At 40.5% G+C, this 25466-nt stretch carries 19 protein-coding genes, 1 tRNA gene and 2 pseudogenes; 3 read left to right on the top strand and 19 right to left on the bottom strand.

The annotated features are described in order from the left end of the window. Positions 1–7: 7 nt before the first annotated feature. Both gltB and NST31_RS18180 read right to left on the bottom strand, forming a co-directional pair. Positions 8–4507: a glutamate synthase large subunit gene (gene gltB / locus NST31_RS18185; protein WP_339162453.1), complete on the bottom strand. Its 4500-nt coding sequence runs from the start codon at positions 4505–4507 to the stop codon at positions 8–10. A gap of 256 nt (positions 4508–4763) precedes the next feature. Continuing rightward, positions 4764–5552 (bottom strand): AraC family transcriptional regulator, encoded by a 789-nt coding sequence (locus NST31_RS18180; protein WP_205178391.1) that lies wholly within the window; start codon positions 5550–5552, stop codon positions 4764–4766. A 488-nt stretch (positions 5553–6040) separates the two neighbouring features. Here NST31_RS18180 and NST31_RS18175 point away from each other — a divergent pair, with 488 nt between their 5' ends. Then, positions 6041–7267 carry a crosslink repair DNA glycosylase YcaQ family protein gene (locus tag NST31_RS18175; RefSeq protein WP_205178393.1) on the top strand — a complete coding sequence of 409 codons (1227 nt, stop codon included), beginning with the start codon at positions 6041–6043 and terminating at the stop codon, positions 7265–7267. Between the two features lie 201 nt (positions 7268–7468). Here the strand turns inward: NST31_RS18175 and NST31_RS18170 are convergent. Then, a pseudogene (locus NST31_RS18170) lies at positions 7469–7816 on the bottom strand (hypothetical protein); the annotation flags it as partial. 512 nt (positions 7817–8328) lie between these two features. Between NST31_RS18170 and NST31_RS18165 the strand changes: the two are divergent. Further along, on the top strand, positions 8329–8844 hold the full coding sequence (locus NST31_RS18165) for a DinB family protein (RefSeq protein ID WP_339162450.1): 516 nt from the start codon (positions 8329–8331) through the stop codon (positions 8842–8844). Positions 8845–9975: 1131 nt separating this feature from the next. Here the strand turns inward: NST31_RS18165 and NST31_RS18160 are convergent. From NST31_RS18160 to NST31_RS18125, 8 genes are all read right to left on the bottom strand, one after another. Next, a tRNA-Arg gene (locus NST31_RS18160) sits at positions 9976–10049 on the bottom strand. A gap of 717 nt (positions 10050–10766) precedes the next feature. Then, positions 10767–11045 carry a hypothetical protein gene (locus NST31_RS18155; RefSeq protein WP_339162448.1) on the bottom strand — a complete coding sequence of 93 codons (279 nt, stop codon included), beginning with the start codon at positions 11043–11045 and terminating at the stop codon, positions 10767–10769. Between the two features lie 690 nt (positions 11046–11735). Further along, a complete protein-coding gene (locus tag NST31_RS18150) occupies positions 11736–12338 on the bottom strand; it encodes an XTP/dITP diphosphatase (RefSeq protein ID WP_339162446.1) in 603 nt (200 codons plus the stop codon). Next, positions 12335–13111, bottom strand: coding sequence for a ribonuclease PH (gene rph, locus NST31_RS18145; RefSeq protein ID WP_339162445.1), 777 nt, complete (start codon positions 13109–13111; stop codon positions 12335–12337). The genes NST31_RS18150 and rph overlap by 4 nt, the downstream gene beginning before the upstream one ends. 129 nt (positions 13112–13240) lie before the next feature. Beyond that, on the bottom strand, positions 13241–14383 hold the full coding sequence (locus NST31_RS18140; RefSeq protein WP_339162442.1) for a GerMN domain-containing protein: 1143 nt from the start codon (positions 14381–14383) through the stop codon (positions 13241–13243). An 879-nt stretch (positions 14384–15262) separates the two neighbouring features. Further along, positions 15263–16078 (bottom strand): glutamate racemase, encoded by an 816-nt coding sequence (gene racE, locus NST31_RS18135; RefSeq protein ID WP_205178418.1) that lies wholly within the window; start codon positions 16076–16078, stop codon positions 15263–15265. A gap of 10 nt (positions 16079–16088) precedes the next feature. Continuing rightward, positions 16089–16544, bottom strand: a complete 456-nt coding sequence (locus NST31_RS18130; RefSeq protein ID WP_339162440.1) for a MarR family transcriptional regulator — start codon at positions 16542–16544, stop codon at positions 16089–16091. Positions 16545–16632: 88 nt separating this feature from the next. Then, positions 16633–17142: a type 1 glutamine amidotransferase domain-containing protein gene (locus NST31_RS18125; RefSeq protein WP_205178422.1), complete on the bottom strand. Its 510-nt coding sequence runs from the start codon at positions 17140–17142 to the stop codon at positions 16633–16635. Positions 17143–17344: 202 nt separating this feature from the next. On the opposite strand from NST31_RS18125, the gene NST31_RS18120 reads away from it, so the two are divergent. Next, complete coding sequence (locus NST31_RS18120) at positions 17345–18517, top strand: MFS transporter (RefSeq protein ID WP_205178424.1); 1173 nt, start codon at positions 17345–17347, stop codon at positions 18515–18517. 87 nt (positions 18518–18604) lie between these two features. Here NST31_RS18120 and NST31_RS18115 read toward each other — a convergent pair. From NST31_RS18115 to NST31_RS18080, 8 genes and pseudogenes are all read right to left on the bottom strand, one after another. Beyond that, positions 18605–18756 (bottom strand): annotated as a pseudogene (locus NST31_RS18115) (DUF819 family protein); the annotation flags it as partial. Between the two features lie 172 nt (positions 18757–18928). Continuing rightward, positions 18929–19363 carry a MarR family transcriptional regulator gene (locus NST31_RS18110; RefSeq protein WP_205178433.1) on the bottom strand — a complete coding sequence of 145 codons (435 nt, stop codon included), beginning with the start codon at positions 19361–19363 and terminating at the stop codon, positions 18929–18931. Between the two features lie 95 nt (positions 19364–19458). After that, on the bottom strand, positions 19459–20922 hold the full coding sequence (locus NST31_RS18105; protein ID WP_339162436.1) for a hypothetical protein: 1464 nt from the start codon (positions 20920–20922) through the stop codon (positions 19459–19461). A gap of 371 nt (positions 20923–21293) precedes the next feature. Further along, complete coding sequence (locus NST31_RS18100) at positions 21294–21581, bottom strand: DUF5316 domain-containing protein (RefSeq protein ID WP_339162434.1); 288 nt, start codon at positions 21579–21581, stop codon at positions 21294–21296. 899 nt (positions 21582–22480) lie between these two features. Beyond that, positions 22481–22801 (bottom strand): AzlD domain-containing protein, encoded by a 321-nt coding sequence (locus tag NST31_RS18095; protein ID WP_205178442.1) that lies wholly within the window; start codon positions 22799–22801, stop codon positions 22481–22483. Next, the gene (locus tag NST31_RS18090) at positions 22792–23508 is read right to left on the bottom strand and encodes an AzlC family ABC transporter permease (protein WP_205178444.1); all 717 of its coding nucleotides are present in this window, start codon (positions 23506–23508) and stop codon (positions 22792–22794) included. The genes NST31_RS18095 and NST31_RS18090 overlap by 10 nt, the downstream gene beginning before the upstream one ends. Positions 23509–23536: 28 nt before the next feature. After that, positions 23537–24253: an alanyl-tRNA editing protein gene (locus NST31_RS18085; protein ID WP_205178446.1), complete on the bottom strand. Its 717-nt coding sequence runs from the start codon at positions 24251–24253 to the stop codon at positions 23537–23539. A 72-nt stretch (positions 24254–24325) separates the two neighbouring features. Further along, a complete protein-coding gene (locus tag NST31_RS18080) occupies positions 24326–25135 on the bottom strand; it encodes a TrmB family transcriptional regulator (protein WP_205178448.1) in 810 nt (269 codons plus the stop codon). Positions 25136–25466 lie beyond the last annotated feature (331 nt).

Genomic DNA, 25466 nt, shown 5'->3' with positions numbered 1-25466 from the left:
TCTACATTCAGCTGTATTGCAAATGTCCGTTTTTCTTGGATTCAGCAAGAATTCTTTTATATTCTGTCGGAATCACCCGCACAAAATGGGAGACAAAGCAGTCCCACTTTTCCAAGATTTCCGCGGCTTTCGTACTTTTTGTATATTGATAATGTTGATTGATTTGTTCTTTTACAACATTCATTTCTTCCCTATCTTGTAATGGTTCAATGATGACAAGTTCTTGATTGCATTGTTTCTGGAAAGTTTCTACTTCGTCAACGAGAACATAAGCAATTCCCCCTGACATTCCTGCCGCAAAGTTTTGGCCTACTTCTCCAAGGATGACTGCACTGCCTCCCGTCATATACTCGCAACCATGGTCGCCGATTCCTTCGACAACTACATGGGCACCGCTATTTCTTACACAAAATCTTTCCCCCGCCATCCCGCGAATATATGCTTTTCCGCTCGTTGCCCCATAAAATGTCGCATTACCAATGATGATGTTTCGTTCAGCCAAGAAAGTGGATTTTGGTGAGGGAAAAATGGCCATGTTCCCGCCAGATAATCCTTTTCCGACGTAATCATTGGCGTCTCCCTCTAATGTCAACGTCACTCCTTTTGGTAAAAATGCCCCAAAGCTTTGACCGGCTGAACCGATAAAATGAAACGTTATCGAGTTTTCTTGTAATCCTTCCAATCCGAATGTATTTGAAATTTCACTTCCCAGCAGCGTTCCGACGGAGCGATTCGTATTACAAATGGGAAGTACCGCATGAATCGGTTGGGCATTTTTTAATCCCTCATGGTAAATGGGCAGCAGTTTACGCCTATCCAAGGTTTGATCCATTTCATGGTCCTGTTCTTCTTTAGAGTGCTTATCGTAAGGGAAATCATATAAAATGGGCGACAAATCAAGTTTTTGCGCTTTCCAATTATCTGATGGAGCAGGTTTCAATAAATGAGTCTGTCCTATCATTTCATCCAATGTTCTGAACCCTAATTCAGCCATATATTCACGAATTTCTTGAGCAATAAAATGCATCAAATGAACAACATGTTCCGCCGTACCAACCATATTTTTACGAAGGATGGGGTTTTGAGTCGCGATTCCAACTGGACATGTATCCAAATGGCAAACTCTCATCATGATACAGCCAAGGGAAACTAGTGGTAATGTTGAAAATCCATATTCTTCTGCGCCAAGAAGAGCGGCTATGACCACATCTCGTCCACTCATCATTTTTCCATCCGTTTCCAGTGTCACTTTATGCCTCAACCCATTCAGCTTTAATGTTTGGTGGGTTTCAGCAAGCCCCAACTCCCAAGGCATACCAGCATGTTTGATACTTGAACGGGAAGCTGCTCCAGTTCCGCCATCATAACCACTAATTAAAATCACATCCGCTTTCGCCTTCGCCACACCTGCGGCGATGGTTCCAACTCCAGATTCTGAAACGAGTTTTACATTGATTCTTGCTTTAGGATTTGCATTTTTTAAGTCATAAATGAGTTGGGCCAAGTCTTCAATGGAATAAATATCGTGATGCGGTGGCGGCGATATCAATTCAATGCCTGGAATGGATCCCCTTGTTTTTGCTACTTCAGGTGTTACTTTGTGACCTGCCAATTGCCCCCCTTCACCGGGTTTGGCTCCTTGGGCCATTTTAATTTGGATTTCATCACAATTCACCAGATAGTGGCTCGTAACCCCAAATCTTCCTGATGCCACTTGTTTCATTCTGCTGCATTTGGAATCACCGTTTTCCATTGGTTTGAATCTTTTCGGGTCTTCCCCACCTTCACCGCTATTGCTCTTTCCACCAATTCGATTCATCGCAATCGCGATTGCTTCATGAGCCTCTTTACTAATCGATCCGTATGACATCGCCCCTGTTTTAAACCTTTTAAAGATTGACTCAATCGGTTCCACTTCTTCGATCGGCACTGGTTTTCTTTTATCATTGAAGTCCAGTAAGCCACGCAGTGTCGTCTGTTGGCTGATTTCCTCCCGCAACAGGCGGCTATATTCTTTGTATATTTCATATTTTCCTGTGCGAACGGCATGTTGTAACGTATGGATCGTTTTCGGTTGGAATAAATGTATCTCCCCGTCATAACGCCATTGAAAATCCGACCCGGTTTCCAAATCTGCTTTTTCCGAATGGAATGCACCTTCATGGCGCAAACGGACTTCTTTCGCGATATCTTCTAATGTCATTCCACCAAGTTTCGAAGATGTATTTGGAAAATAACGATCGATCACTTCCTGACTTATCCCCAAAGCCTCAAAGATTTGCGCACCCATATAACTTTGAACGGTTGAGATGCCCATTTTGGACATTATTTTCATGATGCCCTTTGTGACTGATTTCACATAATTTCTGGACGCCTCATCAATGGAAAGACTATCTTCCTCTTCTTCAACTAATAAAGGAAGTGATTCGTATACGAGATAAGGGCATATGGCATTGGCGCCATATCCAAGTAACGCCGCAAAATGATGTACTTCTCTCGGTTCTCCGGATTCTACAATTAAACTCACTTTGCTTCGGTTGCCGCTTTGAATTAAATGATGATGAACGGCGGATACTGCAAGTAATGAAGGGATCGCCGCAAGTTCTTCATTTACAATTCGGTCACTGAGAATGAGGATATTGCTCCCGCGTTCAATCTCTTCATCTACTCTCTGGAACAACTCATCGACCGCGACTCCCAAATCTCCTTGACTGGGGAATAAAGTTGAAATACGTGCCGCCATCCAGTCCTTTGTTTGTAAATCGCCTATTTTTCTCATTTCTGAATCTAATAAAATCGGTGTATTCAGACGTATTTTTCTAAATCCCTTTTGTGTAGGTTGAAATAAGTTGCCGTCGGGTCCTAACATGACTTCAACTGAAGTAACAGACTCTTCCCGGATCGCATCTATGGGCGGGTTGGTGACTTGAGCAAATTTCTGCTTGAAATAATTGAATAACAGTTGAGGTTTCCTTGATAATATGGCCAAAGGCGCATCATAGCCCATTGAACCAATAGGTTCGTAACCATCCATGGCCATCGGTTTTAACACTTTCTCCCACTCTTCATTTGTATAGCCAAAGATCACCTGTCTGCGAAGCGTTTCTCCATCCGATATTTCCTTGGCTTGAGCTGTATTTTCTGTAAAATGTTCTAAAGGTACAATGTTTTCTTCCACGAGCTTCTGATAAGGTCTCTGGGAAATAATCAGTTGTTTGATTTCTTCATCTTCATATAAACGGCCATTTTCTAAATCTATTAAAAGCATTTGTCCCGGTTTCAAACGATCTTTTTTGCTGATTTTTTCTTCCGGAATATCAACAACCCCCACTTCGGAGGAAAGACATATAAAATCATCATCCGTCACAATAAAGCGCGCTGGCCTTAACCCGTTTCTATCAAGGCATGCTCCCACAAGTTTTCCATCCGTAAACGCCATTGCGGCCGGTCCATCCCATGGTTCCATAAAGCTGCTGTGATACTGATAAAACGCCTTTTTCTGTTCATCCATTTTTTTATTATTTTTCCATGGTTCCGGAATCATCATCATCATGGCATGCGGCAATGACCATCCCGATAACACGAGAAACTCCAACACATTATCAAACATCGCAGAGTCGCTGCCATCCATATCAACAATCGGCCGCACAATTTCAACTTTTTCCATTAAGTCGTTTTTGTATGTTGCTTCTCTGGCATTCATCCAGTTCACATTTCCTTTTATCGTGTTGATTTCACCATTATGCATGGTGTAACGATTGGGCTGCGCCCTTTGCCAACTCGGAAATGTATTCGTGCTAAAACGATTATGGACCAGCGCCATCGCCGACTTATATAATTCACTATTTAAATCAACATAATAATCTTTCAATTGTTCAGGGAGCAGTAAACCTTTATAAATAATCGTTCTCGCTGAAAAACTGACGGCATAGTAGTGCTCATCATTGGCGAACTGAGCATTTTTAAGTACCTTTTCAATCTTTCTGCGAACTTCATACAATTTTCTTTCAAACTTTATATCCCCTGGTTCGTCATATGGAGATTTCACGAATACTTGGCGGATCACCGGTTGTGTTTCTTTTGCCTGCTGATGTAGATTACCATCATTTATTGGCACCGTCCTCCAACCATGCAATCCCAATTTTTCTGTTTCAATTGTATGTTCAATGATTTTTTCACAACGCTGTCTGGCGTTTTTTTGCTGCGGAAGGAAGAACATTCCTACGCCGTATTTCCCCGCATCGGGTAGACGCTTTTCCGCTTTTTCCCACTCCGCTTGAAAAAATTCATGAGGAATTTGGGTTAAAATACCAGCTCCATCCCCTAACAGCTGATCTGCGCCCCGCCCTCCCCGATGATCAAGCCTTTCAAGGGCCATTAATGCTTGGGATACAATCGAGTGAGTTGGCTTACCACTGATATGCGCAAGCAGGGCAATCCCACAAGCATCATGTTCTAATTGAGGATCATACATCCCTTGTTTGTCTATCGTCCACGTCCGATGCATATCGTATCCTCCCCTTATATCCTTTATCTATTTTTTTATGTTAATCAATTTGAAGCCAAATGTATTTAGAGTTATTGGTGAATCATTTACACTTTTTTGATAACCCTACAAGCAGGCAATATTGCATTTTAGAATGGACAATGTTCATTTTTTCATTTTTATCCTGTTATTCATGTATTGTCCGTACAATAAATAAGGTTGCCGGGGAATCTTGATGAAATCCCCTAGCAACCTGTTCCAGTTTATTTAAAATTGTTCACCTAATTTCAGAAGGATTTTTACCAGTGTATTGTTTAAACTGCCTGCTGAAAAAATGCAAATCATTATAACCAAGGGCATATGCAGCTTCCGTTACTGTCATGCCGGTAAAATGGAGTAGATGTTCTGCGCGTTTTATACGAGAATAAACGATGTATGACTTAACCGTCTGCCCAATGATTTGTTTAAACTTTTGAGAAAAGTACCGCTGAGAAAGATTGGCGCGTGCCGCCAAACTCTCAATCGTATGCGGCTCTCCAGGATGTTGTTGAACATAATTGGCGATTTCATGAATCGTTTCCAATAAGCTATGACTGGCATCCCCCAACTTCTCTTCCTTTTCTTGCTCTTCCCTTAATAGATGAATCATCAACTGCTTCAAAATCAATCTCCCTTCAATTTCCGCACCATATGTTTTCACTAAGAACAAACGAACGTATTGGGTCAACAGCGATTCAAAACTAATCGTATTTTCTAGAATTCGATGTGAGGCAGGGATCAATCGAGGTGTTTCAGCTATATCAAAATGAATATACGTTAACACTAGGGGATTTTGGGGATTATGTGTCGCTTCCGTCTCATCACCTGGCCTAAACAAGAAACAATGACCTTTCCCTACATGATATGGCTTGTTGTTTAGTAAAACAGTACCCTCACCACTCCAAACATAAAATAAATCATAATTAGGCATGGGAGTAGCTCTTTTTCTCCACTTCCAATTCGGTTCACAATGAATAGTGGCTAATGCCGGTTTCAACACAAAATCGTCTGGATTCAGATAAAGCATCCAACTCCCTCCTTTTCGAAAATGAAAAACCTTCTGTATCATTTAATCGTATCAAGCCCCATTTAGCAACCGGTCCGTCTTAGATGAGTGTAAATATAATTAGTTTCATCTTAGTAGTTTTCACAAAAGAATATACCTAATTCCCCAATATGTATATAGAAAACGTTTTAGGTATGGAAAAGTGTAAACATTAGAAGGTTATTTGACTCAAAAATGTATTATCAATCCACCAACAGTGTGGCTCCCTGTTGCATAATACCCTATAATGACAAAAGCAAGTGAGGTCATTAACGAAGGTGCCCTCATCAATTGAACAGCTAATGACCACTTTAAATAATTTTTATGACCGATTACTCCTCTTATTGGACTCTTTCCTTTTTTATTATCTATTTACAAACACCCCTTATTTAAAATTTTCAAAAAATACCCTATATTTTTATGTTAAAATCTTATATAGACTTACCAAATTACAGAAAAGGAGACAAGAAATGATATCTAACATTTCAACCACCAAAACCAATGCTAAAAGATTTCTATTAGACTTCCAACTGCTGAATGATTCAAAGACTCCATCTAATAAAAATGAATCAGAGTTAGCTTTAAACATTATTAGAAATTTAGAATGTATACAGCTTGACCCCATTGCTGCCGTAGAAAGAAATCATCATTTAGTCCTTCAAGCAAGACAGCCAAACTACCGTGTAGAAATACTTGAAAAGTTAATATCTAACCGTCACCTCTTTGAATATGTAGCTAATGCCGCTTGCATTATTCCTATAGAGGACTTTCCTAAATTTAAGATAATACAAGATTTTTATATAAATACCATTCATACATCCACTCAAAGTCTTAATGAAATAATGGAGAAGGTAATGGATCAAATGATGAAAAGTGAACCGCTACCTTCAAGGGCTTTAAAATCGGACAAAATAGTGAAAGGATATTGGGACAACGCAAAACCTACAACAAAAGAAACTACATTAGCATTAAATATATTATTTGATTTAGGTAAAATTACAGTAGCAAAAAGAAACGGTAATGAAAAATTCTATACTGCTACAGAAAATCATGTGCCTAAATCTTTTTTAAATGAACGCTCAAATATTAGTATCAATGATTCAAAAGAAGCGTTAATAAGAAAATATATGAAGGCTTATCGTATTTTTGACTTTGAAGATCCAAGATTTGGTTGGTTTAAAACTACCGCAAAAGAACGCATAGCAATACGAGATAAACTTTTACATCAAGGGATAGTCATCCCAGTCGACATAAAAAATGTAAAAAGACAATATTACATTTTAACTGAAGATGTAGAAAAGTTGGAAACATCAGATGAGTATACTGATTGTTCTACCGTTAAATTTCTTCCCCCCTTGGATAATCTGTTATGGAGAAGGTCTAGAATAGAGGATTTATTCAACTTCAGCTACAAATGGGAAATTTATTTTCCCGAATCGAAAAGAGAATTTGGATATTACGCAATGCCAATACTCTATGGTGATAAGTTAATTGGTAGAATCGACCCTAAATATTTGCGCAAGAGCAATATATTACAAATTAAACTGCTTCAGATAGAAAGTCACATAAAAATAGATTCAAAATTACTTAACGAACTAAGAAAAGCCTTAAAACAGTTTGCCGTGTTTCATAAAGCTAAAAATATTGTCATAGAAACTACTTCACCTAAATCACTTATTAAAAAAATAAGCATCTAGAAGAGTAAACGGGTGCTCATAAAGCGGGTACCTCGCATTTTTATTTCTCCTGAATTTTTGATGAAATAAGATCTAACAGCTCCGTTGGCGCATTTAAAAATGTATAGTGGTCACCTCGCAGCTTCTGAAATTGAACTTCTCCATACTCTCTCTAGCCATCCATTGTTTCAAATTTAACTTCTTTATCATTATCCCAGCTAATTACTGTAATAAGTATATTGGCATGTCAAAACAAAACTGTACAAAAAATGAAAGGTGCATTAACTTGTATCATTTGGTGTAAAATGGTTTAACGATCCTTCTATACGAAAATTGTTGAATCAAAAAGTCAAATTCAAGTAATTGTTGGCAAGGAAAAACTCTGCCACTAACGAACTCTGCTTTAATGATTTTAATTGTCGCCTCAGCGACCGCATTGTCGTACGCAGCCCCTTTTTCAAACAATGACAGTTTGATATCAAACGTACCTAAGTCTTGAACAATCACGCTGCTTTTAAACTCACTTCCCCGGTCAGAGTGAAACAATTTAAGGCGACTTAAAATGTATTTTGTTTATTTAGAAAGAATAATCCTCGCAAATTTTTATTTGCAAACTTGACACCGAACCGACAATTTAATTATTTGAACATTTCCGTATATATCAACAACGTGGACCATCTTCTTGACTTCGTTAATATAATGAAAAATTCCCTCCACTTCCTCAAAAAACCATCGACCCACAAAGTAAAAATAACAGGCAACCCATAATCACCGTATGTAACACTTCATTGATCTGCTCCCAGCTTTGTTCATCCAGTCGCGGCTTTTTTCACTCGTTCGTAATCAACACTCAAATCGGCAGCATTACTGCTGTCCATTTTTTGTCCATAGTCTCCATCCCAAACTTATGTTTTTATATTGCCTACGAAAGTTCTTCTGTGTATGCAAACGGAAAAATTTTGAGAAGGATAATTTGGATTAGATGTAGAAAAAGAAAAAAAGACTCGTGACAAAGTTGAATATTTTTCATCGTAGAGAATATATACAGGAAGTACGCACTTTTTAATGAAGGGAGGAATCTGATGAATAAATTTCTAGATGACAATTTACATGAAACGAGAAATAACCTAGTAAAGGAGATTACTTTACTAAGCGATGCTCAATTTAACAGTAAGCCCAGTATGAATAAATGGAGTATAGCACAAGTTTGCCATCACTTGGTTTTAGTGGAAGAGGCATCCATAAAGGCTATTGCATGGGGGTTAAAAGAGACTGATTGCGCCCCAAAAGAGCGTAAAAATGTTAGCACTATATTATTGAATAGAACAAAAAAGATTAAAGCTCCAAAAATCGTTGAACCAGATGTAAAACCATTTAAAGTTCAGCAAATAATTGACTTGTTGACCCATTCCAGAAAAAAGTTGATGACTTTTCTTAATACTTTAGAAGATAAATCTATGCTGGCGAAAAAATCAGTGATGCATCCAGCTTTGGGTGAATTACCCCTTGATCAATGGATTGAACAAATATATTTGCATGAACAGCGACACATAGAACAAATAAACGAGTTAAAATTACTATTAGGGGCGACACCCTAAACCTTGCTTAAGTAAAGCCCGGCCAGCGCCGGGCTCTTTTTGTTCGCCTATGCTGGGAAAAAGAGTAACACTTATGCGTCACTTTTGCTCTCAATTATATTTTTTGTCAGCTGTATAAACCGGATGCCGACATCCCTAGCATGGCTCGACTAAGATACCTTGCTTTAAGTCAATTCGGCTACGTACACAATATCTACTAGAATACCCGGAACCAATGATATAAAAGGTAAAAAATCTTGCAATTGTATAAATAGAATCCGTAGATTTCACAAAAAACCTCTCAAAATTCATGTGAATTCCTGCATATTCAGATCAACAGGCATACCCTTTGCCGTATAAACCATACTCATATCATTATTTCTTAAAAGAAAAATTTTTTGCTCTGTATCTGAAAAGATTTTATTCTCTTCGTGTTCTTCTACTATCCGAAATATTTGTATCCCATCAGGTACATAAAATGCCGCAAATAGTGTTTAAAAGTCCCCCCTCTCTCCTCATCCCCATAATACGTCAAGGAGGGAGTTTTTCCTGCATTAAAAAAAGCACCCGCTAAGGTGCCTTATAATACTTCACGAATATGTTAAAAAAACTTGTTATTACTCTATATCTCAAGATAAATTGCCGCGATAATATTCCTGTATTTAAAACTTAAACGACGTATGCCCTACCTCTCATACATCCTTACGACTCCGTAGTCGATCCAGTGTGATTAAGTTCTTAATTATTTTAATCAAGAACGCCACATCATTTATTTCACCTTTGATATTTCAAGTTCATTCGAAAAAGCATTCCTTCTATTGTACCATGTATATAAAATAAAAGAAACCCCCATTTAGCTTCATACTTCTATTCCCGCTTTTCAACATCCCATCCGGCTTTCCCTTTGAATAGTCCGGCTCAATTGGTGAAATGGTAGGCCTTACCCGAAAAGATTTCAATTTTGAGAAAAACGAAATCAAAATAAAAGCTATACAAAAGAGAGCATCATCACCACTTTCGAGAGATGTTTGTGTCAAAAAGCTTTTCGTTTTTCAGCGTATTCCCCATAAAAAATAAAAACACCCCAAAACGTTGATATAGAAACGCTTCAGAGTATTTCCCATGGTATCAATCTTAACCCAAATATAAAGACGTCCCAGGAGAGATTCGAACTCCCGACCCACAGCTTAGAAGGCTGTTGCTCTATCCAGCTGAGCTACTGGGACATATTATTTTGAAAGACATTATTAATTATATGGTTGGCGCTTCATAAAGTCAACCTTTTTTTAAAAAATAAACTCTTATTATCAAATTGTCAGGCCGTCATTCCTCCTCAAAAGCAGCTTTTTATCCCGTATCATCCGCCCGCACTCCAACTTGTCGGCATTTGAAGACGCTTTGTAGGGGAGCAATTGTCTGTAAAATCCTGATCAATCCAAACGGGTCCGGGTTCACAGACTAAAACAACACCGCGTGTGGAAACGCCAAATGTTTATGCTTTTTTACTTTTCAACAGCAAAGCCAGTGGCAATGAAATGAGAACTGGAATGAAGTAAAGCAAAAATACATCACCCGCCGCCCATACAGATGCTGCATCTTGCATCCGCATGACTCCTGTAGCGCATAAACTGCAGACGCTAAGTGATTACCCGGAGAACAGGGTAATCGATAAAGAAGGATGCATTAGCCGGCCGCGTCCATTATGTGCTGAGGCGTAGCCTGCGATATTTAACGGGACAGCAGATATCCCGACATTCACAATTGGCATGTTGCAAAAGCACGATACCGGACTGATGAAAAAATAATCATATAAAGCTGTCGCTAAATTGTGAGGCTATTCATTATATATGTATCGCTTCCCATAATGGCCAAACCCGCCAATATGAGTGGCAATGTCCCTGTCTTATTATATAACTTTCCGGTGACAGGAGTAAACAGTGTCATCACAAATGCTCTAGCATCATGCAATCCAGTTTGCAATCCCCCTCACAAGACTGCATTAAAAAAGCGCCTGAATAGAGGGCAATCGACAATACGACGTTCAAAGTAATGCTGTACGTAAATCTTTGATGGGCAAGCACACTAAAGTTCAACAGCGGAAATTCAAGTCCCAACTCTCTTTTTACACATAAGACCAACAGGATCACCTCTGCTAAAACCATGGAGATTGTCCGTTTGTCTAGCCAGCCCCACGACCCTGCTTCCGCAAAAGCGGCCAGCAAGAACAAACTGCCGCCAAAAGAAAAGACGAGTCCCCAAAGATTAAAGCGGGTTTTTTTATTCCTGTTTTAGGCAAGTACTTCAGAGTGATCACTATCGCGCCCACTGCGATTGGCGTGTTAAAACAAAATAATGCCTGCCAATCAAACATAATCAATCAAATCAATCAAAAACCCGGCAAGCACCGGGCCAACCGCGGGTACAAGCGCTAAAGACATGTTCCAGAGGCTCATCCCAAATGCCTGCCACCGTTTGTCGACCCTCTGATAAGCGTTATCGTAGTCGGCATTAAAATGCCGCTGAAAGCATCTTGAAGCATACGGGAATCATTAGTATTCCAATAGACCAAGAGACTTTCATCGGCGAGCATATAAAAAAGTCCAATAATGCCCTCATATAAACTTTTTTAAAACCAAAACGGGCACAAACAGCCTTCAAAAGGTACAGCGACTCCAGCAACCAGCATTGCGCTAACGCCAACTTTGCGGCAAACTCTCTCATAAACGATGAATAGCAAATATTAATTGCTGACATGCACTGCTGAAAAGTTCCGGAAAAAAATGGCGGAAATAATGGACCAACATGCCTTTTCATTTGCCGCTTTCTTGTCCAGCCACAATGCCGCTTTCAAATGCAAACTATAGGCATTTTACCAAATTTATTACTAAATCGTAACTATGTAGACTTGCCTATTACCGGGCTTCTGCCAGTTTTTTTATATACCGCTCCAGCTTCTTCATCGCTTGGGCACGATGACTGATGTTGTTTTTCGTTTCCGGCGTAAGCTCGGCCATGGAACAGTCTTCGGATGGAACGTAAAAAATAGGGTCGTACCCAAAGCCGCCCGTTCCTCTCCGCTCCTGTAAAATGATCCCTTCGCATGTTCCATTTACCGTAATCGTTTTGAGTTCCGGCCCGGCCAATGCCAGCGCACAATAAAAGCGGGAAGTGCGGTCTTTTTCCTTGACCCCATCCAGCTCCTGCAATACTTTATCAATATTGGCATTATCGTCTTTTCCAGGCCCGGCGTACCTGGCCGAATAGACGCCAGGTCTTCCGTCTAGCACATCGACCATTAAGCCTGAATCATCTGCCACAACGTATTGACCTGAAAGTTTGGCTATTGTCTCTGCTTTAAGGATGGCATTTTCCGCAAAAGTTTCCCCTGTCTCCTCGACATCCGGAACATCCGGAAAATCGAGGAGTGTTTTTACCTCAATTCCATAGCGGGAGAACAACTGTTCAAACTCTTTCGCTTTCCCTTTATTTTTCGTAGCCACGATAATGCTTTTCATCGGCACTCACCGCCCTCATCCACTTTTTCGAGTTTGCTCCCGATTTTGAGGGCTATTTCTCCCAATGCCTCTCTTTGCATATCAAACAATTGTTTCATTCCCTTTTCTGCTGCGGCCAGCATGTCATGCAGTTGGAGAGCAGAAAAGGTCGCTTCTTCCCCAGTTCCTTGCAGTTCAACAAATTCTCCTGAACCTGTCATGACAACATTCATATCTACAAGTGCGGCGCTGTCTTCGTGGTAATTCAGATCCAATAAGACGCCTTCCTCTTCTACGATACCGACGCTTGTAGCAGCCAGAAAATCTGTAACAGGAAATCCCGCTATTTCTTTTTCTTCGGCAAGTTTGGCTATTGCCATTGTCATGGCAACGAAGGCGCCAGTTATGGAAGCCGTTCTCGTTCCGCCATCCGCTTGGATAACATCGCAGTCAATCCAGATCGTTCTTTCACCAATGGTATTTAAATCAACAACTGCCCGAAGCGCCCTTCCGATCAACCTCTGAATTTCCATCGTTCTTCCTGAGACTTTTCCTCTAGATGATTCTCTGATATTCCGGGTTTCCGTAGCCCTTGGCAACATGGAGTACTCAGCCGCAATCCAGCCCTTTCCTTCCCCGCGCATAAAAGGCGGCACCCGCTCCTCAATACTTGCCGTACAAATCACTTTCGTTTCGCCGACAGTAATGAGCACTGAGCCCTCAGGGTGCTTTAAAAAGTCGGTTTCAATATGTATCTCTCTTAATTCATCCGCTTTTCTTTCATCAATTCGCAACTGCTTGTCCTCCTTTATCATTCGCTGAACCGCTTCATGAGATCAATTATTATAAAAAACAACAGAGGCTGCACCAATTTTTTGTCAGCCTCTTTCACGTTCCTCTTTAGTATAACAAAAATATTTGAATTAATAACTTCCGGTATTCACTTTTTCCGGACGGGAAACAGGAGCTGTTAACGGTTCACCCTTTTCGTTCACCAATTCCTTCTTGCCTTCCACAGATATGGCGACACTTTTCACATCATTCAATTCTGTTAAAGAAAGAACCAAAGATTGAAGTGTTTCTTCCGAAATCATTTGCTCTTTGGAACTGCCCAGGACCGCTTCATTAAAGTTTAAGGTGACAACCCCTTCTTTTATTTTAGGCTCCTCGAGTAATTGGATGCCGCTGCCCATTCCACTAACTAAAGCGGTCATCATTCCGGGACCTTCTATCAGTTCATTGACGATTGCGGTTACGTCATCCATCTCAGTGTTTGAAACCCGTTTTGTGACAGGGACATAATACGGTTTGTCATTTGACTGGGCTAAATAATAAACAGTCAATGGCCGTGTATTTGTAATATCTGCAACCCCGGTTTTCTCTACATTAATGCCGTCCTGTCTCGATACTCCTTTTTCACTGAGCGGAGTTTTGTCCACCGGCATTTCATTTAGTTTATGGCCATTCATCCTCAGTTCGACACGGTCAATTGTATCGAATTGTGTCAATGTCCAAGTAATCGCCTGTAAAATTTTCTTTTCATCTTTTGCTTCATAATTGGCAAATTCCTCTGAAAAATCAACAATGGCCGTTCCGTCTTGTATATCTACATCCACTGCTGTATCTGCGGGAAGCACAGTTCTAAAACCGTTTGGCAAAATGTCGGTGACCGGTCCGTCCGCAACAAGGTATTCCAAGGCCTGCTTGGCTGCACTATCGGAGGCAGGAAGAGGAAGTGATTGGGAAACGACTAATCCGTTTCGGTCAATCAAGTATAAATCTCTCATGACTGTACTTTCTTTCTCTTCCTCGCCTGTAGTTTCTTGTTCCTCTCCTTCTTTTTTCGGAGATGTTTCGATTTCCTCCCCTTCTTTTTTCGGAGATGTTTCGATTTCTTCTCCTTCTTTTTTCGGAGATGTTTCGATTTCTTCTCCTTCTTTTAAGTAGGAGACTTCCTTGGGAGGATCCAACTTTTCTTTTCCTTTGTTCAACAGACCACAGCCAGATATGAACCCGCTTGCTGCCAAAATAACGATCAAGGCGGCCAATTGCGCTCGTTTAAACATACCTACCCCTCCTAATTATCCGGTTTGTACTTTTATGTATACGAGCTGTTTTGTCCAATTAGACCGCTTGGGCACATGTTTTCGGAAACAATTTAAGAAAAGCGCAAGCCCCCGTTTAGCAACGTACAAACGGGAGCACTCCAAAAGAGAAAGTGAAACTTCGATCAACGGAGCTTTCAGTCCGCGTTTCAAAAGCAGAACAAAGGCTAAAGCGGAAGTACATGCTCAGGCAGCGATAACCTCGAAGCTCCCGCCTTTCTTCGTGCGATGACGATGTTCCCTGAAGACTTCCTTGTCACTTGCACTCGTACATCTTGGACGTCGCAACGCCCTTGTGATCGACATCCTTGAAAAACATGAGATGTGTCGGGCTCCCAAGCTTTTACTTGTCCTGTCGCCCCAAACCAATCGAGTGGTTGATCCAATGCCATTTTCCTTTTTACATGAATTCTTAAAGTAGGTGGGCTTACTTCCAGCTAATGAAGAATAAAGTGAAGAAAAGGGCCCAGAAGATTGCTTCAAAATCATATTTATTTTCTTCTTTCATAAGCCTTGTAAAGCTTTGCATCGAGCAGAACAAAACTTTTTCGTATAAGCGATGGCGCAGATTGCTAAACCCCATGTTCTTTAAATTGAGCTTCGTAAAGCTTTGAGCGGAACAAGACTTTTTCGTATTAGTTCAGTTTGTTGACTGATCGTTGTGCTCTGAATTCACTTTTTTGAAAAAACAACTGGAGCTTTTTCGAGAGGAGGAAGTTTGCTTGTTGTTGGGGGGCTGACACTGGACAACGCCCGTTTACTTCGCAAGAAGAATATATACAAAAACTTTACTGCTTAACTTGAAAAAAACATATCCCGCACTGGGATATGTTTTGCAGTTTATATTTTCATAACGCCCTTTTCAATGCTTGCCGTTTGAATGGATAGATCGCTGATTCCCAGCCAGTCGGATGCGATTTTTCCAAACAGCTCTTTAGATCCGGTTGTAAAAAAGCGATGTTCCGGAGGAGCGGATTCGATATTTAATGTTTTTTTATAATGGAGAATGGCGCTTACTTCGCTGGCCGTCTCCTCTCCCGAGCTGATGACTTGGACTTGGGGTCCCATTTCTTTTTCAATGAGAGGTCCCAATAACGGGTAATGGGTGCAGCCAAGAATCAGTGTGTCTATATCCGTTTTCTTCATCGGTGTCAATGTTTCTTTGACAATTTTTTTGGCGATATCGCTGTTATATTGAAAACTCTCTACAATGGGAACAAACTTGGGACAAACAAGCTGAGTCACTTTCGATTCCATATTAATGGCGATGAGTTCGCGCACATAGGCTTCGCTCTTGATTGTCCCTTCCGTTCCAAGAACGCCGATTCGATTATTCTTTGTTACTTTTAAGGCCGCTCTTGCCCCGGGAGAAATGACACCGATTACCGGTATGGGAAGTTCGGACTGTATTTCATCCAGCACGACAGCAGTAGCCGTATTACATGCAATGACGAGCATTTTAATATTCCATTCCATTAAAAAAGAAGTCATTTCCCATGTGAATCCCTTTACTTCCTCTTGCGGTCTCGGGCCATATGGGCAGCGGGCCGTATCACCAACATAGTAGATGTGTTCATTTGGAAGTTGCCGCATAATTTCTTTTGCTACAGTTAATCCTCCAATGCCTGAATCAATAACTCCTATTGCCTGTTTCAATAAAAACGCCTCATTCTTTTTTCATTTCGCGATGCAGCTTCTTCAAATTGTCCTTTAAATGCATTACTTCCTGCTCTGAAAAATCCTGAAGAACATCGTGCAAATACTGTTGTCTTTTCTTGATGACTTCGCCGATGATTTTTTCGCCTTTTTCTAATAAATGTATGCGAACGACCCGCCGATCTTTCGGTTCTTTTACCCGTTCAACGAGCATTTTTTTCTCCATTCTGTCTATGAGATCGGTTGTTGTGCTGCAAGCAAGGAACATCTTGCCCGAAAGATCGCCAATCGTCATGTCCCCTTCTTCAAACAGCCATTGCAGGGCTATAAATTGCGGAGGTGTAATTGAATAGTCGGTTAGCAATTCTCGTCCCTTCTGTTTGACAATCGTCGATATGTACCTTAGATCCTTTTCAAGCGCGGCAATGATTTGATCATTATGTTTCAGGATCATGTTTCCATCCATTCATGAGGCTCCTCCCACATCCTTTTATATGCATTGTCGCTTTTTTTAAACAAAAAAACAAGGGGAAACACAGTGATTTCCCCTTGGTTTATAACAATTTCATTGATTCTTCAATAAATGCCGGAAGGTCTTCCGGGGTTCTGCTTGTGACAAGCTGATTAGAGCAAACGACCACTTTTTCATCGTGGTAATCGGCCCCTGCATATTCCATATCGACTTTGATGGATTTGTACCCGGTGGCTTTTCTTCCTTCTAGAGCTTTTGCCGTAATCAGCAGTTGTGGACCGTGGCAAATGGCGAACACGGGTTTTTTTGCATCCATGAATGCTTTCGCAAATTCGACAAAGCGGTCATCGGCACGGAGCTGGTCCGGTGAAAAACCTCCTGGAATAAACAAGGCATCAAACTCATCTGCTGAAACCTCGTCAATCCCCTTATCAATGGAAACACTGTCCTGTTCCTGTTTACCCTTGACAACTTTTCCCGCTTCTTTTTCAATCGTGACAACCGTATGGCCGGCTTCACGAAAAGCCTTTGCAGGCTCTGTAAACTCCGAGTCTTCAAACAGGTTTGTTATGACGGTTGCAATTTTGCTCAATTGGAACAACTCCTTATATGTGTTTCTATTTTCTTATTTGCCCTTTACGATTCTTCTCAAACCAAAAGTGACATATTTTTGGATAAGTTATCACAGAACAGCCTTTTAATTCACAACCTAAATTTGTTCATGGTAAGATGAAGTGAATCTACAACAAAGAAACATGTGATTTTCAACTGACTGTGGACTGGAGTGACTTCTTTTGGAAACGAAAAGAGCATTGCCGATTTTATTTGCGGTTATGTTTTTTGTTATGGTGGGATTTGGGATCATTATTCCCGTTCTTCCGTTTTATGCTGAACATATGGGGGCTTCCCCGGCTGAATTAGGGCTTTTGATGGCTGTCTATTCTCTAATGCAGCTCTTATTTTCTCCCATGTGGGGAAGGATATCCGACCGGATCGGCCGTAAGCCCGTCATGATGATCGGCATATTCGGTTTGGCGCTATCCTTCTTCATGATGGCCCTGTCTTCGCAGCTTTGGATGCTGTTCGCAGCAAGGATCATCGGGGGATTTCTCTCTTCGGCCAATATGCCAACGGTTATGGCTTATGTGGCAGATATTACGACTGACGAGGACCGTGGAAAAGGGATGGGCATCATAGGCGCGTCCATTGGTCTCGGCTTTATTTTTGGCCCGGCGATCGGCGGAATTTTTTCAAAAACAAGTTTGAGCATGCCTTTTTATGTAGCGGGTATTTCATCGCTCTTTACGTTTGTTCTAGTGATGTTTATTCTAAAAGAATCATTACCTAAAGAGGTACGGGGTGAACAGGCTCAAAAAAAGGTGTCCATTTTCCGGGCATTACAAGGACCTGTTTCTGTATTATATATCATGCAATTTTTCACTTCGGTTTCATTGGCAGGGCTTGAAGCGACATTTGCCTATTTTGCCGCAAAAACAGCCGGATTGGGAACCGTTGAACTTGGATATCTGTTCATGATCATGGGATTGGCGGGAGCGATAGTTCAAGGCGGCCTTGTTGGGAGACTTACAAAAAAATACGGAGAAGGCGCCGTCATTCAAGGCGGAATTATTGTTTCTACCATCGGTTTTGCTCTAATATTGCTTGTGGACAGCTTTACTACAGCAGCCATCTATTTGACTATTTTCGGTATTGGAAACGGCGTGATCAGGCCAAGTGTTTCCGCTCTTCTGACGAAAAAATCAATGACCGGCCATGGAAGCACAACCGGGTTGCTCTCCTCCTTTGATTCGCTCGGCAGAATTATCGGACCGCCGCTTGGCGGCTGGCTATTCTCTATCACAATTGGCCTTCCGTATATTTCAGGAATGATTATTTCAGTGCTGGCGTTTATTTTGTATCAATTGTATAAAGGAAAAGCAAGACATTATAAGTCGATGTCATCTTAAAAAAACAAAACCGGCCTCCTGATGGAAAGCCGGTTTTGTTATATGATTCTGTACCATAACTATAAGCAAAGGGGAAAAATCCGCTAATGGTACAAGCCAAAATAAAAGCATCACCCAAAGAGCAATAGTTGACAGTATCCATCAATAAGGCATAGCCGTAAATGTTTTCCGGTACATCCAAAATTCCCCTGCAATATGACCATGTTGGCTGAACCTCCCGTCCAGTTGGCAATGAGTGCCGAACGTCTCGGGAGCATAAGACCCGCTCAAAAGCGCTTAAATAATGGTAAATCCGCCTATGAATCGGTAAGAGAGACTGCGGAATTCCAGCGCTTTGCTCTAGGTAGATTTCGAATACGCTTGTGATTACAAGCTCCCGATATCCAACAGAGCCGACACCATGAGTTTTTCTTACTCTCTTTCAACAATTCTGCTTAATATAGAAAGGACAAGTCTCAATTCCTCGATGGTTACTTTCGAGTAATACTTCTTTACAAGCAGTTCATCAATTTTGTTAAGAAGCTCCAAGTAATCCCTTCCCCGGCTGCCAATATATATATAAATTTCCCTGCGGTTGGACGGATTCACTTGGCGCTCGATCATCTTCTTTTCTTCCAACTTCGGAATTACCTGGCTGACGGCACTTTTTGAAATATTTAAATAAGAGGCAATGTCATTCGATGTCACGGGCGCATTACGTATGATATATAACATCATCATTTCCTGCTGCGGAGTCAAACCGAAACTTTCCAATTGATCAGCCTCTTTTATTTCATGTGAAACCAGCAGCTTGAATAGATCAAATTTCTCGTTAATTTGTTCGATCACTTTCAAATATTCTTCCATAAACTCACTTCCCTGTTTGCTTTCTTTAACAGATACGAGGGAGATACAACCATTTAGTTTAACAAACTTAACTATATGTTTATTATTTTAATCTGTCAATCATTTTTAATATTGGTTTTAAAATAGTAAAACTGATCTTCTTTTTTCTCTTTCCTAAGCAAGGGATCAGGCTCTTCATCTTTCACATAGTGATCAAAGAAAGCCAAAGTGTACCGGTTCATTACTTGATGGAATTGATCTATGTCAACATTCCATGACAATAAAGGAGAGAGAAAGGGGAAATCTGTAAAAGTATAGTGATCTCCTGCTATAAAAGTAAGCATATAAGTATCTCCTTTAATTCCCTCTTTATAGTGAAAATCGGCAAGCTCGGAAATTTTATCGTGATACTTTTGAAATTCCTCCTGGGTGATATTCGTATACTGAATTTCTTCTTCTGATAAATAGAGATAATCTTCATCTAAAATAAACATAAAAGGTTGTTCAAACCCTGAGCTGGCTACCGGTTCATGCAAAGGTCCATCTATGTTGATTCCTGCAGAAATCCTGCTATCATCCAGCAAAGCTTGTGCAGCTGTTGAACCCCCATATGAATGGCCGAATATACCGATTCTGTCTATGTCAATCTTTCCAGTAAACAAACCTTGAGGATCCTTATCATTGATACTTGTTAATTGATCTAGTACATAGCTTATATCTTCTGATCGTGCTTTAACATCTCTCTCATCTTCAATATTAAATGAATAAGAATATGCGTCTGTTTGATTCATCATCTCCCGTCCATCCGGGAACTTCGTATAAGCTGCATCATTCGTATGATCAACGCTGACAACAACATACCCATGACTGGCCAATTCCTCCATTTGGGAAAAACTTTGCATTCTGGTACTGCCAAACCCATGGGAAAATAAAAGAACCGGATATTTCTTTTCTTGATTGGATACAGCTATATCTTTTATGCTGTTAGTTTGTGCATACTTCAAATACTCGAAGAAATAGCGCGGAACAGAAAAAATGAATTCCATCGTTCCTGACCATTCTTCATAAGGAAAGGATTCATATTGAATGTCCTTCGCATTATCTTCCACCTCTGCCGGATACCATATTTGTATCATTAATTCCCGATCTTTTTGTTCTGAACTATGTCTGGATTCATCTATCAAATGCCTTGAGTTCATACCTACTTCAAAAGGACCTGTAGGCTTTGGAAGTTGAAATACAGGCATGACAGTAACTAAACCGTAGCTGCTGAACGAATAAATGAGAATAAGCGTAATATATATAAGCTTTTTGAGCTTCTTTTTATGATTGGCGCATTCAAGTGCGGCTTTTTCTGCGTTCCTTTGTATGAATGACTTTAATGTGAACAAAGTTAAAAAAATAAATAATATATAGGTTAATCCCATTTGCCATCGGTAACCCTCAAACCCCAAGTGAATAACAAAAAGGAAAAGTGCGATGACATTGATGCTTATTTTTACCTTTGCATTAAATCTAAACAAAAAAGAAAAAAGCCACAAAGTATGAACTGCTATTAAAATCCCCTCAAACAACCTCAATAATCTCAACTCCTATTTAAATTTAGTTTAGTTAACTAAACTTAACTATATATTATAAGAATATAAATGTCAATTTTTTTAAGAAGAACTCTATAAATAGCGATCAACCCCAGATATTCCCTACCATAACGGAAACAAGCAATCAATCAGCTTCAAGCAGCCATTGTTTTTTAGGAGCAAGAACGTATTTTACTGGGTAATGGAAAACCGGCCTCCTAGTGGAAAGCCGGTTTTGTTATATGCTTCTGTACCATAACTATATGGGGAAAAATCTCGTATGATGGATTAAATACATAGAAGAGAACGACTGAAAGTTTCGTTTGTTCTGGATATTTACCCAGTATTCCATATATGCTATTTTCGTTTGAGGTTTACACAAAGTAAAGAAAGCATACCGCTACAACCAGATTGGGGAAACTAATTAAAGCAAGTCTTGTACTCACTGTGGTTCTTTCGTTTCGTTCTCCTGAAGATTCGCTTGTATAATTGGCTCTCATCCGATCCCCACTCACAAGCGCTCCCGACATCAATGCCGCTAAGCCAAGAAACAATACTCCAATACCCCCGGTAATCAAGACAACCTTCTCCATTCCCCACACTGCGAGACTAAATAACACAGCAACAAAGGATAAAAGAATGCCTATGATTACATATTTCACTGTCTCTCCCCTCCTTATCTCTATATACGCTCGATATGGCAATTAGTTTCAAGTAAACAACCTGTTATTTCAATATTTTAAAAAAACAAAAAAACAAATCCTGTAAAAATGAAATAAACACAAGTTTAAAACCTTGATTTCACGCGGTTTTATTCTCACAATTTTCACGAATATTAATCAGCTTTCTATTTATGTCGGCCCCTATTTGTGTTAAAAAAATCCCTATTATCGCTACGTCAACATATTTCGCTTTCCGCAGGTCTCTTCAGCTTCCTCGGAAAGCAAAGATCGCTTTCCTGCGGGATCTTCAGCTCGAGCTATTGCCGCAGGAGTCTACATATGTTGACTACGCTAAAAGGTTGCGTATTATACCCTTGGACAATTTATCCCGCATGTAAGGTGCCGTAAGACTCCCACTTCAAGACTTGATGAGTTGATACAAAAGGTCTAAGAGGGAGAAAACGGCACCTAAATGCCCGATTCGTTCAACTAACATTCAGTAGGAGATGGAAGAAAACGCCTACTGAATGAAGTTTCACTTATTGTTCGTTTTTTAATCAGCTGATTTTGTTATGTCACGGCCCTGCCAAATTGGAATAAGCCCTTCCATATCCGTGAATGGGTTAGGGTCTATCTAGTCATACTTTTTTAAACGGATCACATTGCCAGGTTGCCCCTTTTTTATCCGACCATATCTAATAAACCGAAAAATAAAATAACCCAAACCACCCCAAAGTAAAGTGATACTAGTCATCATCACAATCAGAGCATCTAGTGACATGGAATCATCCTCACTTTTAGTCCAAAGAATCGTAACGGATATGCGGGATGTATATAATCAGCAAAGCATCAGAAAAAGTCCATCCCATATACCATCCTCTTTCTAAATAGAATCCCATTTAATGCAATAAATTATACAATATGACAACCCCTATTCCGGTCCCCACTGTCAATATTAGGCTTCTTGTCAAGAGCCCCACGGCCAGACATAACGCAGCAGCAAGGAGATGCGAAACCTCCCAGTGCTGTCCATCTTCTAAAGGAAGGAGCTCTTGGGCCAATAAGGCAGATAAGATGGCGGCAGGTATATAGTTTAACATGCGCATGCCCCACTCCGGAATATGAAGCTTACTAAAAACGATTAAGGGAAAAGCCCGGGATAAAAGGGTGACGATCGCTCCTCCGATTATGATGAATAACACATCCCACCTTATTTCCACTTTTCTATCACCATCCCGATACAAGCAGCAATGATTGTGCCAATCATAACATCAATTCCGGTTGGAACAACCTGACTGGCCATCACTGTAAAAATAACCGCAGCGGCAATAACGATTAACTCAATCGATATAGTGGGCCGATTTATAACTTGTAGTATAAGCAAGCCAATAAACATGGCGGGCAAGGCGAAATCAAGGCCGAAAGCTTCCGGTTGTTCAATCCATGAGCCAAAATAGCCTCCCGCCAAATTTGCCAATAACCAATTTACATAAGCCGTTACGTTTAGGCCAAGCATCCAGTGATAATTAGCATCATTTCTTTTAGCCAACTGATAGGCTGCTACACCAAATGTTTCATCTGTCAACAAAAATCCATTTATCATATTCTTCTTTGCAGACAAGTGACGGAAATGGGGAGCGAGAGCAGCGCTCAATAAAAAGTATCTCAGATTCACAATAAAAATGGTCAAAATAATAGATAAGACAGGAGCACCTGCAACCCACATTCCCGCAGCAATAAATTGAGCCGAACCCGCATACAAAAGTAATGACATAAGCGCTATTTCCATTAAGCTTAATCCGGCTGTTTTTTCCACTACACCGGCGGCAAAACCAATACTTAAATACCCTAATACAGTCGGTAAACAATCCTTCACACCTTGAAAAAAAGCATGAAGGGAATCGTTTGTCTTAATCAACTTTTCCATCTCTTATATGTCCCTTTCACACATGAACTCAAGAAGAAGTTAGCTCTACTTCCAGTCGTTTGTTGTTTTTTCCTTTGCTGCTAACCTTAACGAGCTTCATTTCACCAATTTCCTTCGTATTTGCCACATGTGTGCCGCCGCAAGCCTGTTCATCAACAGAATCAATCTTTACGATGCGAATTTGCGTAACAGTTGGAGGCAACAAATTCACAACCGTTTTGACCAGACCGGGACGATTCTCGGCTTTTCTTCGTGATAGCCATTCATATTTGATTGGATGAGATTCTTTAATGATGTGATTCGTTTCGCTGACAATTTCCTCATATTGATCATCGCTCAAATCGTGAAGATGATTAAAGTCTATTCTCGCTCTATGAGGATAAATTTTATTACCCGTGCACAATGCTCCGTACTTTTTATAAACAACCGCTCCCAACACATGTAATAAAGAATGATGCCTCATGAGCCCCCACCGTCTTTCCCAATCGACTTTGGCTGTCACCTCTCCCATTTTTAATCGCGCGGCATTTTTGATGAAGTGGATGATTTTCCCACCAGCCCTTTTGACTTGAAACACTTCAAACGAATTGCCCTCTTGAATCAATTGGCCGGTGTCACACTCTTGTCCCCCACCGGTTGGATAAAAGACTGTCTGATCGAGAACGACCTTATCCCCGTCAATCGACAAAACCTGAGCGTCACATGTTTTTTCGTATGAATCGTTCAAGAAAAGCTCTTTTGTCATCTTTTCATCATCTCCATATTAGATGTTATAGAACTAACCACTAAAAAATTTTGAAGAAAATACGGTTCATTTCTATTTGAACCGCTTTCCTTTCACAACATGACTTAAATCAATATTTGTTCTCCAAAGAGCATCCAATTTATCAGGCCCAAACTCTTTCGTAATTTCCTCAATCATGATGTCATGCCTAATATATTCAGTAGCTACAAGCACAAGAGCCGGATCCTGCGTTTTTACAGCCCATGCAAACGAGTTTTCAGTGAAATTGGCAATCAGCACTTCTTCTCCGTCACGGGCTGCAATCGTCAAGTGACCGCCCATACGCTCCTTTACAACCTCAGGCGGCATATAGTTGTGGTGAAATGTTAACCCCAACTGCGTATTCGGGGCCCCAAAAAGGATGGAGAAAATGTGAATATCATCCTCGACCCGCTGATCAATCGCCTCTTTGATTAGGGGAACTTGCTTTTCCCAAACAGACAGCCATAGCTCATTTTTCGCCGAACGTATGATATTCAGCATTTCTTCTATCACATGCTCATGGCTTCGAATATGCCAAATCACATCTGTTTCACGTTCACTTTCGATCGCTGGCAAATGCTGTTCCAATACATCGAAAGTTTCGGCAAACGATTTGCGAAGACGCTCGATTAAATCTTTTGCGGGTATTGGTGAATACTTTACAGGTTCGGAAGGAACAACATAAATCGCCCCTTTATCCAATAATTTTCCTAAAACCTCATAAATCATGGATCTGGGCACACCCGTACGTTTGCTCACTTCATAGCCTGTAACAGGTGAGTTTTTTAATAAGCCGACATAAGCTTTACACTCATATGGCGAAAAACCCAACTTCTGGAGCTCTGTAAAAATGGCTTCCATCAAGCGTTCTCCTTTAGTAGTTATTTATATACCTACTATAAAATGGGCAATCACGTTTGTCAATAACAAAACTCTCCCAATAAATTTGACAGGGTCCGTTCCCCGATGTATTTGCTGCCATAAATGAATACCAGTACTTCTTATACTGTGGGATAAAGTGAAGCTTCATTCAGTAGGCGTTTTCTTCCATCTCCAACTGAGTGTTAGTTGAACAAATCGGGCATTTAGATGCCGTTTTGTCCCACTTAGACCTTTTGTATCAATTCAGGTTTTGAAGTGGGAGTATTACGGCACCTTATATGCGGGATAAAAGCTCATTTCCCAATAAAAG

It is taken from the genome of Siminovitchia sp. FSL W7-1587, assembly GCF_037963795.1.
Classification (GTDB): Bacteria; Bacillota; Bacilli; order Bacillales; family Bacillaceae_C; genus Siminovitchia; species Siminovitchia thermophila.
The sequence above is the reverse complement of the archived record's forward strand: the minus strand, read 5'-3'. Positions and strand labels throughout refer to the sequence as shown.